Annotated in this window: 12 protein-coding genes and 1 pseudogene; 10 read left to right on the top strand and 3 right to left on the bottom strand. The window is 59.9% G+C overall.

Features of this window, described 5'->3' with window-relative positions; all coding sequences use genetic code 11:
* Window positions 1-200 precede the first annotated feature (200 nt).
* From fdxA to EV561_RS13700, 3 genes are all read left to right on the top strand, one after another.
* The gene (fdxA, locus tag EV561_RS13710) at window positions 201-539 is read left to right on the top strand and encodes a ferredoxin FdxA (RefSeq protein ID WP_132522303.1); all 339 of its coding nucleotides are present in this window, start codon (window positions 201-203) and stop codon (window positions 537-539) included.
* Between the two features lie 405 nt (window positions 540-944).
* Entirely contained in the window at window positions 945-1517 is a 573-nt protein-coding gene (locus EV561_RS13705; protein ID WP_132522301.1) for a CarD family transcriptional regulator, read from the top strand.
* A 375-nt stretch (window positions 1518-1892) separates the two neighbouring features.
* Window positions 1893-2756, top strand: coding sequence for an RNA polymerase factor sigma-32 (locus EV561_RS13700; protein ID WP_132522299.1), 864 nt, complete (start codon window positions 1893-1895; stop codon window positions 2754-2756).
* Window positions 2757-2818: 62 nt separating this feature from the next.
* Here EV561_RS13700 and EV561_RS13695 read toward each other — a convergent pair whose 3' ends face one another.
* A complete protein-coding gene (locus tag EV561_RS13695) occupies window positions 2819-4363 on the bottom strand; it encodes a M48 family metalloprotease (protein ID WP_132522297.1) in 1545 nt (514 codons plus the stop codon).
* A 430-nt stretch (window positions 4364-4793) separates the two neighbouring features.
* Window positions 4794-6330 (bottom strand): annotated as a pseudogene (locus tag EV561_RS13690) (MDR family MFS transporter).
* A 118-nt stretch (window positions 6331-6448) separates the two neighbouring features.
* On the opposite strand from EV561_RS13690, the gene EV561_RS13685 reads away from it, so the two are divergent.
* The 7 genes from EV561_RS13685 to EV561_RS13660 all read left to right on the top strand — a co-directional run bounded on the left by EV561_RS13685 (window position 6449) and on the right by EV561_RS13660 (window position 14737).
* Entirely contained in the window at window positions 6449-6973 is a 525-nt protein-coding gene (locus EV561_RS13685) for a MarR family winged helix-turn-helix transcriptional regulator (RefSeq protein WP_132522295.1), read from the top strand.
* A 62-nt stretch (window positions 6974-7035) separates the two neighbouring features.
* Window positions 7036-7686 (top strand): thiamine diphosphokinase, encoded by a 651-nt coding sequence (locus tag EV561_RS13680; RefSeq protein ID WP_132522293.1) that lies wholly within the window; start codon window positions 7036-7038, stop codon window positions 7684-7686.
* A 3-nt stretch (window positions 7687-7689) separates the two neighbouring features.
* On the top strand, window positions 7690-9519 hold the full coding sequence (locus EV561_RS13675; RefSeq protein ID WP_132522291.1) for an ABC-F family ATP-binding cassette domain-containing protein: 1830 nt from the start codon (window positions 7690-7692) through the stop codon (window positions 9517-9519).
* A gap of 137 nt (window positions 9520-9656) precedes the next feature.
* Window positions 9657-10097, top strand: a complete 441-nt coding sequence (locus tag EV561_RS13670) for a response regulator (protein ID WP_132522289.1) — start codon at window positions 9657-9659, stop codon at window positions 10095-10097.
* A 72-nt stretch (window positions 10098-10169) separates the two neighbouring features.
* Complete coding sequence (locus EV561_RS37180; protein WP_165927799.1) at window positions 10170-10325, top strand: hypothetical protein; 156 nt, start codon at window positions 10170-10172, stop codon at window positions 10323-10325.
* Window positions 10326-10385: 60 nt separating this feature from the next.
* Window positions 10386-11570, top strand: a complete 1185-nt coding sequence (locus tag EV561_RS13665; protein ID WP_132522287.1) for an efflux RND transporter periplasmic adaptor subunit — start codon at window positions 10386-10388, stop codon at window positions 11568-11570.
* Complete coding sequence (locus EV561_RS13660) at window positions 11567-14737, top strand: multidrug efflux RND transporter permease subunit (protein ID WP_132522285.1); 3171 nt, start codon at window positions 11567-11569, stop codon at window positions 14735-14737. Before EV561_RS13665 ends, EV561_RS13660 begins: the two co-directional genes overlap by 4 nt.
* Window positions 14738-14828: 91 nt before the next feature.
* On the opposite strand, the gene EV561_RS13655 is transcribed toward EV561_RS13660, so the two are convergent.
* Window positions 14829-15557 carry an SIS domain-containing protein gene (locus EV561_RS13655; protein WP_132522283.1) on the bottom strand — a complete coding sequence of 243 codons (729 nt, stop codon included), beginning with the start codon at window positions 15555-15557 and terminating at the stop codon, window positions 14829-14831.
* Between the last annotated feature and the right edge of the window lie 25 nt (window positions 15558-15582).

The following is a 15582-nucleotide window of genomic DNA, read 5'->3' as shown; positions in this document are numbered from 1 at the left end:
GTCGTGCCCGACCGGATTTCGGGATTGTTTGTCCTTGAAATTCGCCGACAAAGCCGATACCTCACGGGCAACCTGCTGACAATCTGCCGGCTGGCATTGACCATGCATCCCAGCATCGCCATGCCCGCTTCGGCTCCCGGGAAAAAGGCGTGACGTTCCAGGTTGCCCGTTCCCGGAAAACCACGATCCTGGAGTGCCTCATGACATACGTCGTGACTGACAATTGCGTTCGCTGCAAATATACCGACTGCGTCGAAGTCTGCCCGGTCGACTGCTTCTACGAAGGCGAGAATTTCCTCGTCATCCATCCCGATGAATGCATCGATTGCGGCGTTTGCGAGCCGGAATGTCCTGCCGAGGCGATCAAGCCGGATACGGAGCCGGGTCTCGACAAGTGGCTCAAGGTCAATGCCGAATATGCCTCCATCTGGCCGAACATCACCGTCAAGCGCGAGCCGCTGCCGGAAGCCAAAGAACTAGATGGCGAAGAGGGTAAGTTCGAGAAGTACTTCTCTGCAAAGCCCGGTACCGGCGACTGATTAGCCCGCTAAGGCGAGGCTCTGAGCCTTGTTGGAGCGGCTTCAGATCAATATATAAAGCTCCATGATCGGGAAACGCGGCAGCGTGGCCGCGGTGGCTCATTGGGCATGGGGAAAGCAAATTATTGATTTCCTCAGTTTTTTGTGATAGCCTCCTCATACTGATCCAAATGCGGCAACGAATGCCCCAAGTCATCACGAAAGCAAATAACCAATCCGCACGCGGTTTCCTTGACATATCAGCCCTTTGAGTTGTCGGGTCTCTGATCACGATGGATAGTTTTCTTTTTGCGTGCGTCTGGCTGGACCAGAATGAAGTTACCCGACGGTATTACCGTCTCATCCGGGCCTGACTGACCCGGCCCCGGATTCTTCCGGGTGCGTAACAGGGAGTTTTTGAAAAGAATGACGACCCAGCAGAAAAAACCAGCAGCAGTACGCCATGGCTTCAAGATGGGCGAAGCGATCGTATATCCGGCCCATGGTGTCGGCACGATCACCGCTATCGAAGAGCAGGAAGTCGCGGGCATGAAGCTTGAACTCTTCGTGATCGACTTCGAAAAGGACAAGATGCGTTTGAAGGTCCCGGTTGCCAAGGCCATGAGCATTGGCATGCGCAAGCTTTCCGAGACCGATTTCGTTGAGCGTGCGTTGAAGGTTGTACAGGGCAAGGCTCGCGTGAAGCGGACCATGTGGTCCCGCCGTGCGCAGGAATATGATGCAAAGATCAATTCCGGCGATCTGATCTCGATCGCTGAAGTCGTTCGCGACCTCTATCGTGCCGAGAACCAGCCGGAGCAGTCCTATTCCGAACGCCAGCTCTATGAAGCTGCGCTTGATCGCATGGCGCGTGAAATCGCTGCTGTGAACAAGATGTCGGAAACCGAAGCTGTCCGCGTCGTCGAGACCAACCTGAACAAGGGGCCGAAGCGCGGCAAGACGATCGAGGAAGACGATTCCCAGGAAGAAGCTGCATAAGCTTCACCCGCATTTCTTTCTTCAAAAAACCCGGCCTTGAGCCGGGTTTTTTATTGGAACTTTTTTCTGGGAGCCGCGTTAACACATCGTAACTGCGACTGGTTGCAGGGTTTCGCTGCGATCAGAAGAATTCAGTCGATATGCGAGAGGACGGTTCATGCGTTTTCACCTGAAGCCTCCCAGCGGTCTGGAGATACATGGTTCGAAAGATCGCTTCGGCAAGGCCGATTTGAAAACATAGTCGATCCGGGGTCTCGAAAGAGGCCCCCGTAGCATTCCAACTCAGAGCTTTTTCACCCGGTCAGCGATGTTCGGGACGGGTTTTTGTTGCCTTACCGCCGGAAGGGCGGAAGCCGAATTTCAGGGAGATGCATTATGAAGGCCATGTCTGCAGATCGGCGCATGATCAAGATTGCAATGGCTGCCCCTTACCTTGGCCGCGACGAGGAACATGATCTCGCGATCCGCTGGAAGGATCATGAAGACCGGAGCGCCCGCAACAAGATCGCCACGGCGCATATGCGCCTTGTCATTTCGATGGCGGGCAAGTTCCGCAATTTCGGCCTGCCCATGAGCGATCTCGTTCAGGAAGGCTATGTCGGGCTCCTCGAGGCTGCCGCACGCTTCGAGCCGGAGCGGGAGGTCCGCTTCTCCACTTACGCAAGCTGGTGGATCCGCGCGTCGATACAGGACTACATCCTCCGGAACTGGTCGATCGTGCGCGGTGGCACGAGTTCGGCGCAAAAGGCACTGTTCTTCAATCTGCGTCGGCTGAGGGCCAAGCTCGCCAGGGGCGACACGCATCTCACCGTTCAATCCATCCATCAGGAAATCGCGGCAGCACTCGGCGTCAGCCTTGCCGACGTTCAGGTGATGGACGCTCGGCTTTCCAGCAACGACGCTTCCCTGCAGGCGCCGTCGATATCGAGTGATGCCGAGAGCGCGGAGCGCATGGATTTCCTCGTCAGCGATGAGCCGCTTCCCGATGAGCAGGTTTCCAACATGATCGATGGAGAACGCCGTCGCATATGGCTTGCATCGGCGCTCGAGCATCTCAACGAACGCGAGATGCGCATCATCAGCGCCCGACGCCTGGCCGAAGACGGCGCAACGCTCGAGGAGCTGGGCGCTGACCTTGGCATTTCCAAGGAACGTGTCCGCCAGATTGAGAGCCGGGCCATGGAAAAGCTGCGCAGCGCGCTGGTCAACGCCGACCCGCGCATGGCCGCATACGCCTGAGCATCCAATTTACTTGAAATGTCAGCACGATGCCTTGAGGTCCGGTTCTGCCGGACCTCTTTTTATTCCGAAATGATCTTTACACGGTCGCCCGGCGCGACGTTTGCACCTGTCGGCAAGGCGTTGATCAGCTTGAAGAGATCGAGCTTGCGATCGGTACCCATCATGCGGGCGGCGAGCGTGGTGATCGAATCGCCGGGACGGACGGTGACCACCCTTATGCGCAGTGGCTTCAGCGAGGCCGCTTCATCAGGCGTCATATGGCGGAAGCTCGCGCGCAAGACATCGGCCGTCTGCTCCAGCGCCGGGCTTCCCTTCGGCACGGCCGTCAGGAAACGGAAGATCTGTGCCTTGTCACGGATAACGGTGACGTCGAAATCCCAGCGGTCGGCGGAAGCATGTGCGGTCACCGCCTCCATGCCGTTGACCGTCAAAGGCTTGATCGTCGAAGGGTCGAGGCCGGTGACCCAGCCGCTCGAGATATAATTGGTGAGGGTCTGGTTGTCGGTGTCTGCGACGCCGTCGAAACGGATCGCTATGTCGCCGGGGCCGGTCGCCAGGACAGCCTCGACCTTGTTGTCGATGCGGAAGTCGGGCGGTACGTCGAAACGGATGCCGAGGCCGCCATGCAGGAAGGTCTGGCCACGCACATAGCCTTCTTCGGGACTGTCGCCATAGAGAAGGCCGTCGATGCCGTCGAGGAAGTAGTTGCGGCCGGTATCGCCGACCTTGCCCTGTTCGCCGAATTCATGGGCATGCTGGCGCGCAAGATCGATGCGTTGCGGCGTGCTCGGATGGCTCGAAAGGAAGTCGAGGCTCTGGTCGGCATCCGAATTGGCAGACATGAAACGGCTGTAGGCTTCCATCGAATCGAGGAAACGCGCTGCCGCATAGGGATCGTAGCCGGCTTCGCCGAGCGTGCGGATGCCGATCTCATCGGCCTGCAGTTCCTGCTGGCGGGAGAATGCCGCAAGCCGCAGCTTGCCGCGCGCGAGCGCCTCCTTGCCGGCGAGATCGCTCGAGAGGACCTCGGCAACGACGCGGCTCGCAATGACTTCGGCCTCTTCGCGCTTCTGCCGCTCGATACCGTGGTTCGCGGTCACGTGCGCCATTTCATGCGAAAGGACAGCAGCCACTTCGGACGCATCGTTTGCCAGTGCCAGCAGGCCGCGGGTCACATAGAGATAGCCGCCGGGCAGCGCGAATGCGTTGATCGCGGGGGAATTGAGGATCGTGATGCGGTAGGACTGCTGCGGATTTTCAGAGACGCTGGTCAACGCACCGGCAATACGGGCAACGAGCCGTTCGGTCTTGGTATCCTTATATTCGCCACCGTAGCTGGCTAGAATGCGGGGGTGCTCGCGGGCTCCCATCTGGGCGCGCGGGTCGTTCTTTTGGACTTCGGAGACGATCTGCGGCGTCGAGGAGGGTGAAACGTTCGGTTGGTAGGACTGGTCCACCAGCGACTGGCAGCTGTTGAGAATGCCGCCTGCGACAAGCACGATGGCAAGACGTCGCGCGAATACCGTGCGTAAGCGTTGCCGCGCGAAGCCGGACGATCGCGATAGGGTAGGCTTCGTCTGCGTCAGTGCCTGTTTGCCACTCATCTCGTATTCACACCGACAGAGCGCCGGGTCGTTCCGATCGTTGCCGCGCTTCGTCAAAGATTCAATCCACCTCGGCTATCGTTCCGCCCTCCGGGTGGTATCGGTCCTCTTGCTCTAGCTGATTTCAGCATCGGTTGCATAGCGAGACTCTGTTTAAATGTGGCGCCGTTGTATTTTGGCAAGCATGTCGTTCTGGATCCCGCTCCCTCGCAACAATGAAATTATGGCGAAAATCGAGGCAGCTTGCCGCATTGGCTTCAATCTGGACAAAAACGATAGGGCAGTGATGTGGATGGGTGCTGAGGAGGCGGAGCGATGGGGATCATGCCGCTGGCTTAGTAATCGAGCCGCAACGGCGTTTCTGTCTCCCGACTGGCATGGGCAAACAGCAAGGGGCGCAAGTGCGCCCCTCCGGCAGGAATCGCAGCCTTTATTCTGCCGCGTGTGCGGCTGCCGCCGGGTCCAGCTTCTTAGATGCGCCCGGGAGCTGTACGTTCTTGAGCGAGATCGCGGTCACCAGGCCGATCAGGCAGGTGGCGGCAGCCGTCATGAACAGCGGGCTGAAGGCTGCAGCATAGGCGTTGGCAACCGCCTCGTGGGTCGCATCAGGCAGAGCGGCCATCATCTTCGGCGTCAGTTCCTCGATATTGCTGACGCCAGGGATCGATAGGCCGATATCGCCGAGCTTTGCGGCGATGATCGCGCCATAGATCGAGATGGCGATGGAGGCACCGCCCATGCGCGACAGTGTCACGGCGCCTGTTGCGGCCCCCACGTCGCGGTTGGCCGCAGCATTCTGCACGCCGATAACCGGAACCTGCTGGGCAAGGCCGATGCCGATGCCATGAAGCAGCATGAGAGCGCCGATCAGGAAAATCGGCGTGCCGGCATGCACCTGGGACATGAAGGCAAAGGCGATCATGCTGCAGCTGGCGCTGGCAATGGCGAAGGGCTTGTAGCGGCCGGCTGCCGCAATCATGCGCCCGGCGGAAAGCGAGCCGCAGACGATGCCGCCGGTCAACAGGATGAAGAGCAGGCCGGCCATGGAGGGCGAGAGGCCCGTCGTCGTCTGCAGGAAGAGGGCGAAATAGTTGACCATGCCGATTGCGACCGCACCGCTGGTGACAGAAATGATCAGCAGCAGGCTGAAGGTCGGGTTGCGGAAGAGCGACATCGGGACGATCGGCTCCGGAGCCCGCCTTTCGACGAGGACCCAGGCGATGGCACAGATGACGCCGCCGGCGATGATGGCAAGTGTGGGGGCAGAGAAGAGGGAGCCGAAGAGTTCGCTGCCGTCGGCGGCAAGCACGATGCTTGTCGTGGTCAGGGCAAGCAGGATAGCGCCGGCATAGTCGATCTTCGGCTTGCGGGCCGGCTTGCGGAAGGGAAGCATGGTGATCAATGCCGGCGAGGCAGATGAAGCCGATCGGCACGTTGACGAGGAAGATCGAACGCCAGCCGAAGAGGTCGCTCATGGTGCCGCCGAGAACGGGGCCGATTGCGCCAGAGGCCATAAGAACAAGGCTGGAATAGCTCTGGTAGCGAGCGCGCTCGCGCGGCTCGAAGAGATCGGCATTGATCGAGAAGATCGAGACGAGAATGCCGCCGCCGCCGAGGCCCTGCAGCACGCGCGAGGCGATCAGCGTGTTCATGGAGACGGAAAGGCCGCAGACCGCGGAGCCGACCGTGAAGATGGTGATCGCCGTGATCATCACATATTTGCGGCCGAAGAGATCGCCGAGCTTGCCGTAGACTGGCATGACGGCGCTCAGCGAAAGCAGATAGGCCGATCCGATCCAGCCGAAGCGTTCGAGATGCCCGAACTCGCCGACGATCGTCGGCAACGCGGTGGAGACGATCTGGTTGTCCAGCGTCGCCATGAACATCGCGGTCATCAGGAAGAAAAAGAGAATGAGCCGCCGACGGGGATCCGCCACGAGCGGCGCGGGCGCAGTCTGCATATCCATGGGAGCAATTATCCGATCTGAAGTCGCTTATATATGTGCTATTAGCATATAAGTGTCAATGACACTTTAATGCGAATTGCATGTTTTCATCCTCGCGCAGCTCTGGTATGCTCAAATTATGACAGCAGCGGCGACTACACGGGAAATTGATGAAAACCAGGCGGCCGAGGAGGATATCCTTCGGATCGGCGAGGTGATGACGCGGATGCGCCTGATGACGGGACGCCGTATGATCGGTCGTCTTGCGATCCAGAATGTCGCACCGGGCCTGGAGCTTTCCAATCTGGACGTACTTGACGCCGTCCGGCGGGCCGAGACAAATGGCGAGGTCACGGTCGGCACCATCGCCGAGGTGTTGCGCATCGATCCGTCGCGCGCGAGCCGCATCGTCGCCGACATGGTGAGCCGTGGCGTTTTGCGCCGCAAGGCATCCCAGGCCGATGCCCGGCGCATCGTGGTCGTCATGACGGCGCTTGGGCAGCGATTGCTCTCGGAAATCCAGGCGCAGAAAATGTCGGTCATCGAAGGCATTGTCGCGGATTGGCCGGCAGAAGACATTGAGGCGTTCTCAAAGCTCTTCAACCGGTTCGTCGGCGGCTACGAGGAAGCTTTTCGGGCTCGGATCAAGGAAAGTGACGACTGATTCGGTCCTTTGCGCGGCTGGCTCTTCCCTGAGGGGCTGACTTTGAGCTATGGGCTTGGCGCATGAGCCAATCCACCTTCACAATCCTGCTCGGCGGCGAATTGCGGTTGACCGACCGGTTGCGTGCCGCCATCTCGGGCAGCCGCTTCATCGCTGCCGACGGCGGCATGAGGCATGCGGCGGCGCTCGGCGTTATGCCGGAACTGTGGGTCGGCGATTTCGACTCGACCTCGCCTGATCTCGATAGTGCTTTTCCCGAGGTTCTAAAGCAGCCCTATCCAGCGGCGAAAGCGGCCACGGATGGCGAGATCGCCGTTTCGGAGGCGATCGATCGCGGCGCGAAGCGGCTCATCCTTGCCGGTGCGCTTGGCGGCCCGCGCTCCGATCATGCGCTGCAGCACCTGCTTTATGCCGTCAGCCTCGCCGAACTGGGTTTCGACATGCTGCTGACGTCGGGCGAAGAGGAGGCGGTGCCGCTGCTTGCGGGCGAAATCGAGCTCGACCTGCCGGCCGGGAGCCTGTTTTCCGTTCCGGGTTTCAGCGAGCTCAAGGGCCTCTTCATTCACAATGCGCGCTATCCGCTCATGGATTTCCATTTGCCCTTCGGCTCGTCGCGCACCATTTCCAATGTGGCGGAGGGCCCCGTGCGCTTTTCGCTGGCAAGCGGCAGGGCAATCATCCTTGCGCGCCCCTATGATCTTTCCGGAGTCTGATTTTTGGCCCCCCCCATTCTGAAACTCGATGATATTTTCCTGAGCTTCGGCGGTGCGCCGCTGCTGGCCGGCGCCAACCTGCAGGTGGAACCGGGCGACAGGATCTGCCTCGTCGGCCGCAACGGCTCCGGTAAATCGACGCTTCTCAAAATCGCCGCAGGCCTTGTCGAAGCCCAGTCGGGCGATGTCTTCCGCCATCCTTCCTCGACGGTGCGCTATCTTGAGCAGGCACCCGATTTTTCCGGTTACAAGACGGTCGCCGCCTATGCCGAGGCCGGGCTCGGCCCGAGTGACGATCCCTATCGCGTCACCTACCTTCTGTCTCATCTCGGCCTGACCGGCGAGGAAGATCCAACGATGCTGTCGGGCGGCGAGGCCCGCCGGGCGGCCCTGGCACGCGTCATGGCGCCAGAACCGGATATCCTTTTGCTGGACGAGCCGACCAACCATCTCGACCTGCCGACCATCGAATGGCTGGAAGGCGAGCTACAGAAGACGCGCAGTGCTCTCGTCCTCATCTCGCACGACCGCCGTTTTCTGGAAAAGGTTTCGACCGCGACCGTCTGGCTTGATCGCGGCACGTCACGGCGGCTCGACCGGGGATTCGCTTTCTTCGAGGCCTGGCGCGACGAAGTGCTGGAGGCCGAGGAGCTGGAACAGCACAAGCTCGGCAAGGCGATAGAGCGCGAGGAACATTGGCTGCGCTACGGCGTGACGGCCCGGCGCAAACGCAACATGCGCCGCCTCGGTGAGCTGCAGGGCATGCGGGCGCAGTATCGCGGGCACAAGGGGCCGCAAGGCTCGGTGCAGGCCTCGGCCTCGGATGCGCAGGAATCCGGCAAGCTGGTCATCGAGGCGGAGAAGATCGTCAAGAGCTATGGCGACCGGACGATCGTCGCGCCCTTCTCGATCCGCGTCCACCGAGGGGATTGCATCGGTCTGGTGGGGCCGAACGGTGCGGGAAAGACGACGCTTCTCAAGATGCTGACCGGCCAGCTCACGCCTGACAGCGGGACGGTCAAGCTCGGCACCAATCTTGAAATCGCGACGCTCGATCAGAAGCGCGAGGATCTGAATCCGAACGATACGCTTGCCAATTACCTGACGGACGGGCGCGGCGAAAACCTGCTGGTCAATGGCGAACAGCGCCATGTGACCGGCTACATGAAGGAATTTCTCTTCCAGCCAGAACAGGCACGCACGCCGATCAAGAACCTTTCCGGCGGCGAGCGGGCGCGTCTCATGCTGGCACGCATCCTGTCGCGGCCGACGAACCTTCTGATCCTCGACGAGCCGACCAACGATCTCGATATCGAGACGCTGGATCTGCTGCAGGAAATCGTTGCCGGTTTCAGCGGCACTGTCATCCTCGTCAGCCACGATCGCGATTTTCTCGATCGCACCGTGACCTCGACCATTGCGCCGGCCAATCCCGACGCGCCCGATGGACGCTGGATCGAATATGCCGGCGGCTATACCGACATGCTGGCGCAGCGCAAGGGTGCCGCCGACGAGCGAAGGAAGGCCGAGAAGGCCGCCGAAAAGCCCAAGGCATCCGACACGACGGCGCCGGTAGCCGACGCTTCCAAGGGTAAGGGAAAGCTCTCGTTCAAGCAGAAATTCGCGCTCGAAAACCTGCCGAAGGAGATGGCCAAGGCGGAGGCGGAGATTGCCGCGCGCGAGAAAAAGATGGCCGATCCTGCCCTTTTCACCAAGGATCCCACGACCTTCAACAGGCTTGCAGCCGAGATGGAGAAGTTTCGCGACAGCCTGATCAAAATGGAGGAAGAATGGCTGGAGCTGGAGATGCTCAGGGAAGAGCTCGAAGGCTGAAATCCCGATTCTTCATAGTTAACAGGCGGTTAATCAACGAAAATATGTTTCCCGATGGAACATTTTCCGCTATATCAGATTACGCTGCATAGCCATATGGACCTCTAAGCAGGTCATTTCCGAAGCGAATTTGCCTCATGTCGGCAGAGGTCGTGCGTCGCCGGCGGAAGGATGTAGTTGTGAATCAGAAAGTACTAATCGTCGAAGACGAATTTTTGATCGCGCTTGATCTTGAAGATGTTATCACGAGTTGTGGCCTCGATGTCGTCGGGATCGCCAACAGCGCGGACCGGGCGCTGGCAGCGGCACCGCTGGCCGATATAGCCCTCGTAGATATCAATCTGTCCGATGGCGCTACCGGTCCCGAAATCGGCCGAAAGCTCGCGGAAAAAGGCATTGCCGTCATCTTCATGACCGCCAATCCCGAAGCCGTTTCAGGAGGCGTGGAGGGGACCCTCGGCGTCGTGCATAAGCCCATCACGCCGCGCGTTGTCCGCGAAACACTGAAATATGCCGCCAGCCGCAGGACCGGACAGCTTGCCGCCGTGCCCTCGGAATTGCGGGTTTTTCAGGCTTAGACACCAGCGGATCACCGAGGCCGGTGCCGGCAATCGGCTTGCTTTCCTATTTACTTCGGTCAAAGAATGCGCATGATCGCAGATGCGATCGAGGCGTTTGCTTCTTGGGGGTCAGGAAGCAAAATACATAATTTTCAAGAATTTGATTTTCAGCCGCTAACACCATTGACGTTTGAACTGGTGCTGACGCTGGCCTTACGTGCGTTGATTGTCCTCGGATCGAAATAGACTGCATGTCGTCGATGGTGCCGGGAATTATGCTCCCGGCTGCTTGCAAAGGGGATACGCATGAAGCCTGATGTCTTGAGATCTACGCTGCTTGGTTTTTCTACCGCCCTTATCCTGAATTCGGCCGTTCTTGCCCAGAATGCCCCACCTCCTCCTGTCACGGTTGCCAAGCCTGTCGTTCGCGACGTGGTCGACAATGACGAATTCATTGGTCGCTTCCAGGCACGGGAAGAGGTCTCGGTCCGCTCGCGGGTGGGGGGCTATCTGCAGGAGATTCATTTTAGCGATGGTGCGCTGGTCAAACAGGGCGACCTACTCTTCGTCATCGACCAGCGGCCCTTTTTAACGGCGCTCAATCAAGCAAAGGCGACGCTGGAAATCGCCAATACGGCACTGACCTACGCCCAGGCACAGTTTTCCCGTACAGAGTCCTTGTCGCAGACCGGTAGCCAATCGGCCTCCACCCTTGATGACCGCCGGCGTGACCTGCTCTCAAGCCAGGCGAATGTTCGTGGATCGCAAGCGGCTTTGGAGCGTGCCCAACTCGATCTCGACTACAGCAAGATCACCGCGCCGCTCAGCGGGCGCATCGATCGTCATCTGATTTCGACCGGCAATCTCGTCGAGGCCGATCAAACGGTGCTGACGACCATTGTCGCGCTCGACCCGATCGACTTCTACTTCGATGTCGATGAACGTCGCATGCTGAACTATGCCGCAACCGCGCGCTCTCGCGGCAGCGACCTTCAACAGGGTGGCGGCGGCCTCGATGTCACCGTGCGCATCGGCGATGCAGCTGGAACGACCTTCAAGGGGAAGCTGGACTTTGCCGAAAACCGCGTCGATTCTGAATCGGGAACGATGCGCGTCCGTGCCAGTTTCGCCAATCCGGATTTTGTGTTGCAGCCGGGGCTTTTCGGACGCGTCGATATTTCCGGTTCGAATACATACCGCGCGGTCCTCGTTCCTGATGAATCGATCGGTTCGGACCAGAATGAACGTGTGGTCTTCGTCGTCGGTCAAGATGGCACTGTTAGCACCAAGTCCGTCCGTCTCGGGCCGAGGCTTTATGGATATCGCGTCATACGCTCCGGTCTGACCGGCGATGAGACCATCATCGTCAACGGCATTCTTCGCGCCCGTCCGGGTGGCAAGGTAACGCCGACAATGACCGATCTGCCGAAGGAACGCACCAACGCGCCGCCGGAATCGGCTGCAGCGGAAGATACGGGAGCGGCGCAATGAGATTCGCTCACTTCTTTGTCGACCGACCGATCTTCGCGTCGGTCATTGCCATTATTTTGCTGGTGGTTGGCACGATTGCCTACACGCAGCTTCCGGTCTCGCAATATCCGGAAATCGCGCCACCGACCATCGTCGTGCGCACCTCCTATCCGGGTGCGGACTCCCAGACCATCGCTGATACCGTTGCAACGCCGCTGGAACAGCAGATCAACGGCGTGGAAGACATGCTTTATATGTCGTCCTACTCCACATCGGACGGGTCCATGTCGCTGACGCTGACCTTCAAGCTCGGAACCGATCTCGACAAGGCGCAGGTGCTTGTTCAGAACCGCGTCTCGATTGCGCTGCCGCGCTTGCCCGAAGAAGTGCAGCGCCTCGGCGTGACGACGGATAAGAGCTCGCCAGACCTGATGATGGTCATCCATCTCCTGTCGCCGAATGACCGCTACGACCAGCTCTACGTCTCCAACTATGCGCGCAATCGCATCCGTGACCAGCTCGTACGCCTCGAAGGTGTTGGCGATGTGCAGATCTTCGGCGAGCGGCAATACTCGATGCGTATCTGGCTCGATCCGGAAAAGCTTTCCGCCTACCAGATGACGTCTTCAGACGTCGTGCAATCGCTGCGGGACCAGAACGTGCAGGTCTCCGGCGGCTCGATCGGCGCTCCGCCGGCAACCGAGGCCAATGCCTTCGAATATACGGTGCGAACGGAAGGGCGTTTTTCCGACGCGCGGCAATTCCGCTATGTCATTGTGAAGTCGACGGCATCGGGGCGGCTGGTGCAACTGCAGGATATTGCTCGCATCGAACTCGGCGCGCAGGATTACGTCACCAACAGCTATCTCGACAATAAACCGGCCGTCGCGCTCGGCATTTTCGCTCGCCCGGGCACAAACGCGCTCGATACCGCCAAACAGATCAAGGGGATGATTGGCGATTTGTCGAAAGATTTTCCGCCAGGGCTGGAATATCGCATCGTCTACGATACGACAGAGTTCATCTCCGACTCGATCTTCGAAGTCTATCGGACCATTGGTGAAGCGGCCATTCTCGTCGCCATCGTGGTGCTGGTCTTCCTGCAATCCTGGCGTACCGCCCTCATTCCGATCATCGCGATCCCCGTATCCCTGATCGGCACCTTCGCATTCCTGCTCGCCTTCGGCTTTTCGCTCAACATGTTGACGCTGTTCGGCCTAGTGCTTGCGATTGGTATCGTGGTGGACGACGCAATCGTCGTGGTGGAGAACGTCGAGCGAAATCTGGAAAAGGGGATGACGCCGAAGGAAGCGGCGCATGTGACCATGAACGAGGTGGGAACGGCCGTCATCGCCATTTCGCTCGTGCTCATCGCCGTCTTCGTTCCGACAGCTTTTATCCCTGGCATCACTGGGCAGTTCTACAGGCAGTTCGCGGTGACGATCTCGATCGCGACCGCGATTTCGGCGCTGAATTCGCTGACGCTCTCGCCGGCACTGGCATCGATCCTGCTGCGAGCGCATGATCATCACCGGCTGCGTCAGGATCCGTTCTCCCGCTTCGGCCGGGCGCTCGCCAACGGTTTCAACAGCGGTTTCGACCGGATGAGCCGGGGTTATTCCTGGATCGTGCGTCACATGGTGAGCAGCTTCCTCGGCCTTGCCTGTTCCTTCCTCGTCTTCCTGTGCCTGCTTGGCGCGACATGGTTCATGGGCACGAAGGTGCCTTCGGGCTTCATTCCGACCATGGACCAGGGCTATGCGATCGTCGTCGTGCAGTTGCCTGATGGTGCGTCGCTGGAACGCACGGATGCCGTGGTCAAACGCGTCGCCGATATCGTCAAGGCGACGCCTGGCGTCGGCAATGCGGTCGAGTTCGCAGGGTTCAGCGGCGCGACCTTCACCAATGCTTCGAATGCCGGTGTCGTCTTCGCTCCGTTCAAGCCCTTCTCGGAACGCCTAAAGGACGGCGATACGGCGACGAAGATCATCGGCGAACTCTATGGAAAGCTGCAGAGTATCCAGGAAGCCTTCATCATCGCCATTCCACCGCCCTCGGTGCGTGGCGTCGGCAATTCCGGCGGCTTCAAGATGCAGATCGAGGATCTCGATAATTCCAACATGACACGCGCTCTCGGTCTGGCGCGGCAACTGATGGTAACGGCGAACCAGACGCCGGGCCTGACCGGCGTCTTCACCACTTTCTCCGATTCCAGCCCGCAATATTACCTGGCGATCGATCGCGACAAGGCACGGCTGCTCAATGTTCCGATCCCGAACATCTTCGATACGCTGTCGATCAACCTCGGCGTTTCCTATGTCAACGACTTCAACGCCTTTGGCCGTGTCTACCAGGTGCGCGCCCAGGCGGACAAACAGTTCCGCATGGATCCCAACGATGTGTTGACGCTAAAAGTGCGTTCGGCGACCGGTGCGCTGGTTCCGCTCGGCACGCTTGTCGACATCCAGGATTCCAGCGGTCCGGCCTTGGTGCAGCGCTACAACATGTATGTCTCGGTGCCGTTGCAGGGCAATCCGGCGCCCGGCGTCGCGACCGGCACGGCGATTGCCAAGATGGAGGAACTGGCGCGCAACATCCTGCCGCCGGGAACGACCTTCGAATGGACGGAGCTTGCTTATCAGGAAACCCATACCGGCAATACGGCGATCTATATCTTTGCGTTGTCGGTCATCTTCGTCTTCCTGGCGCTGGCGGCGCAGTATGAAAGCTGGGTCTTGCCGCTGGCGATCATCCTGATCGTGCCGCTTGCCGTCTTGGCGGCGCTGATCGGCGTCTACCTGCGCGGGATGGACAATAACGTGCTGACGCAGATCGGCCTGATCGTGCTGATCGGCCTTGCGGCGAAGAACGCGATCCTGATCGTGGAATTCGCGCGTCAGGCACAGGAGGAGGGCAAGGATGCGGTCGAGGCCGCCGTCGAGGCCAGCCATCTGCGCCTGCGGCCGATCCTGATGACGGCCTTCGCCTTCATCTTCGGCGTTCTGCCGCTGGCGATCGCGACGGGACCGGGCGCGGAAATGCGCCAGTCGCTCGGCACGGCCGTGTTCTCCGGCATGCTGGGCGTAACCCTGTTCGGCCTGTTCTTGACCCCGGTCTTCTACGTGATCCTGAGAAGGGGGCGGAAGCCGGTGGAGAAGAAGGCCGAGGCCGAAGAGGCTGCGGCCTGACCTAGGCACTGACCTGGGCGGGGTGGAACGTCGCAAGCTTGATTTGGACGAGGCCGGCTTTGAGCCGGCCTTTTCAATATCAGAGCAACTCTCAAAGATGCGGGTTGCGCGGACGGTACTTTTTGACCAGCGCCTGATTGATTTCCTTGGCGCCGGGCATGTTGGCGCTGAGGTAGATCGGCGGGTTTCCGTCGCTGGAAAGCTGGGCTGCAACTTCGGCGAAGACGGCGTTGAGCACGGTCACGCCGATTGCGGTCGAGACCGGCCCGACCTTCAGATCGCTTCCCGGCAAATCGATCACGGCATCGCCGGGTGGAAGCCCGTTGTCGAAGACGATGTCGGCAATGTCGGCGAGCCTGCGCCGGCCGTTGGCGATGGCGCTCGAATAGGCAACCGAGGTGATGCCGATGACCTTGGCGCCGATTTCGCGACCATAGTCCGCCGCCTCGATCGGCGCGGCGTTGACGCCGGAATTGGAGGCGATGATCAGCACGTCGCCCGGCTGCATGCCGTATCGCTCCAGCACCGGGCGCACCAATCCTTCGGTCCGCTCGTAGACGGAGCTTATGACGGCGCCCTCGTGCAGCATTGCCGACCCCACCAGAACGGGGATGGTGAAGGCAAGGCCGCCCGCCCGGTAGTGTACTTCCTCGGCCAGCATATGCGAATGGCCGGTGCCGAAGACGTAAACGCGCCGGTCGGCACGGGCAGCGTCGCAGATCGCGGCAGCCGCCTTTGCCATCGGCTCGGCCAATGTCTCGCGAAGTACACCCAGCCGGTCTACGAGATTGGCGAAATAGGCATCGGTGATTGCGGTCATTCCGTCATCTCCTGGTTTCGAACGG

The sequence above is a fragment of the Rhizobium sp. BK376 genome, from assembly GCF_004341625.1.
GTDB lineage: Bacteria > Pseudomonadota > Alphaproteobacteria > Rhizobiales > Rhizobiaceae > Rhizobium.
This window is presented reverse-complemented; position numbering and strand designations above follow the sequence as displayed.

Bases quoted from the DNA above. Each gene is read 5' to 3' on its own strand.
- fdxA (WP_132522303.1), top strand. From the start codon at position 201: ATGACATACGTCGTGACTGACAATTGCGTTCGCTGCAAATATACCGAC.
- EV561_RS13705 (WP_132522301.1), top strand. From the start codon at position 945: ATGACGACCCAGCAGAAAAAACCAGCAGCAGTACGCCATGGCTTCAAG.
- EV561_RS13700 (WP_132522299.1), top strand. From the start codon at position 1,893: ATGAAGGCCATGTCTGCAGATCGGCGCATGATCAAGATTGCAATGGCT.
- EV561_RS13695 (WP_132522297.1), bottom strand. From the start codon at position 4,363: ATGAGTGGCAAACAGGCACTGACGCAGACGAAGCCTACCCTATCGCGA.
- EV561_RS13685 (WP_132522295.1), top strand. From the start codon at position 6,449: ATGACAGCAGCGGCGACTACACGGGAAATTGATGAAAACCAGGCGGCC.
- EV561_RS13680 (WP_132522293.1), top strand. From the start codon at position 7,036: ATGAGCCAATCCACCTTCACAATCCTGCTCGGCGGCGAATTGCGGTTG.
- EV561_RS13670 (WP_132522289.1), top strand. From the start codon at position 9,657: ATGTCGGCAGAGGTCGTGCGTCGCCGGCGGAAGGATGTAGTTGTGAAT.
- EV561_RS37180 (WP_165927799.1), top strand. From the start codon at position 10,170: ATGATCGCAGATGCGATCGAGGCGTTTGCTTCTTGGGGGTCAGGAAGC.
- EV561_RS13665 (WP_132522287.1), top strand. From the start codon at position 10,386: ATGAAGCCTGATGTCTTGAGATCTACGCTGCTTGGTTTTTCTACCGCC.
- EV561_RS13660 (WP_132522285.1), top strand. From the start codon at position 11,567: ATGAGATTCGCTCACTTCTTTGTCGACCGACCGATCTTCGCGTCGGTC.
- EV561_RS13655 (WP_132522283.1), bottom strand. From the start codon at position 15,557: ATGACCGCAATCACCGATGCCTATTTCGCCAATCTCGTAGACCGGCTG.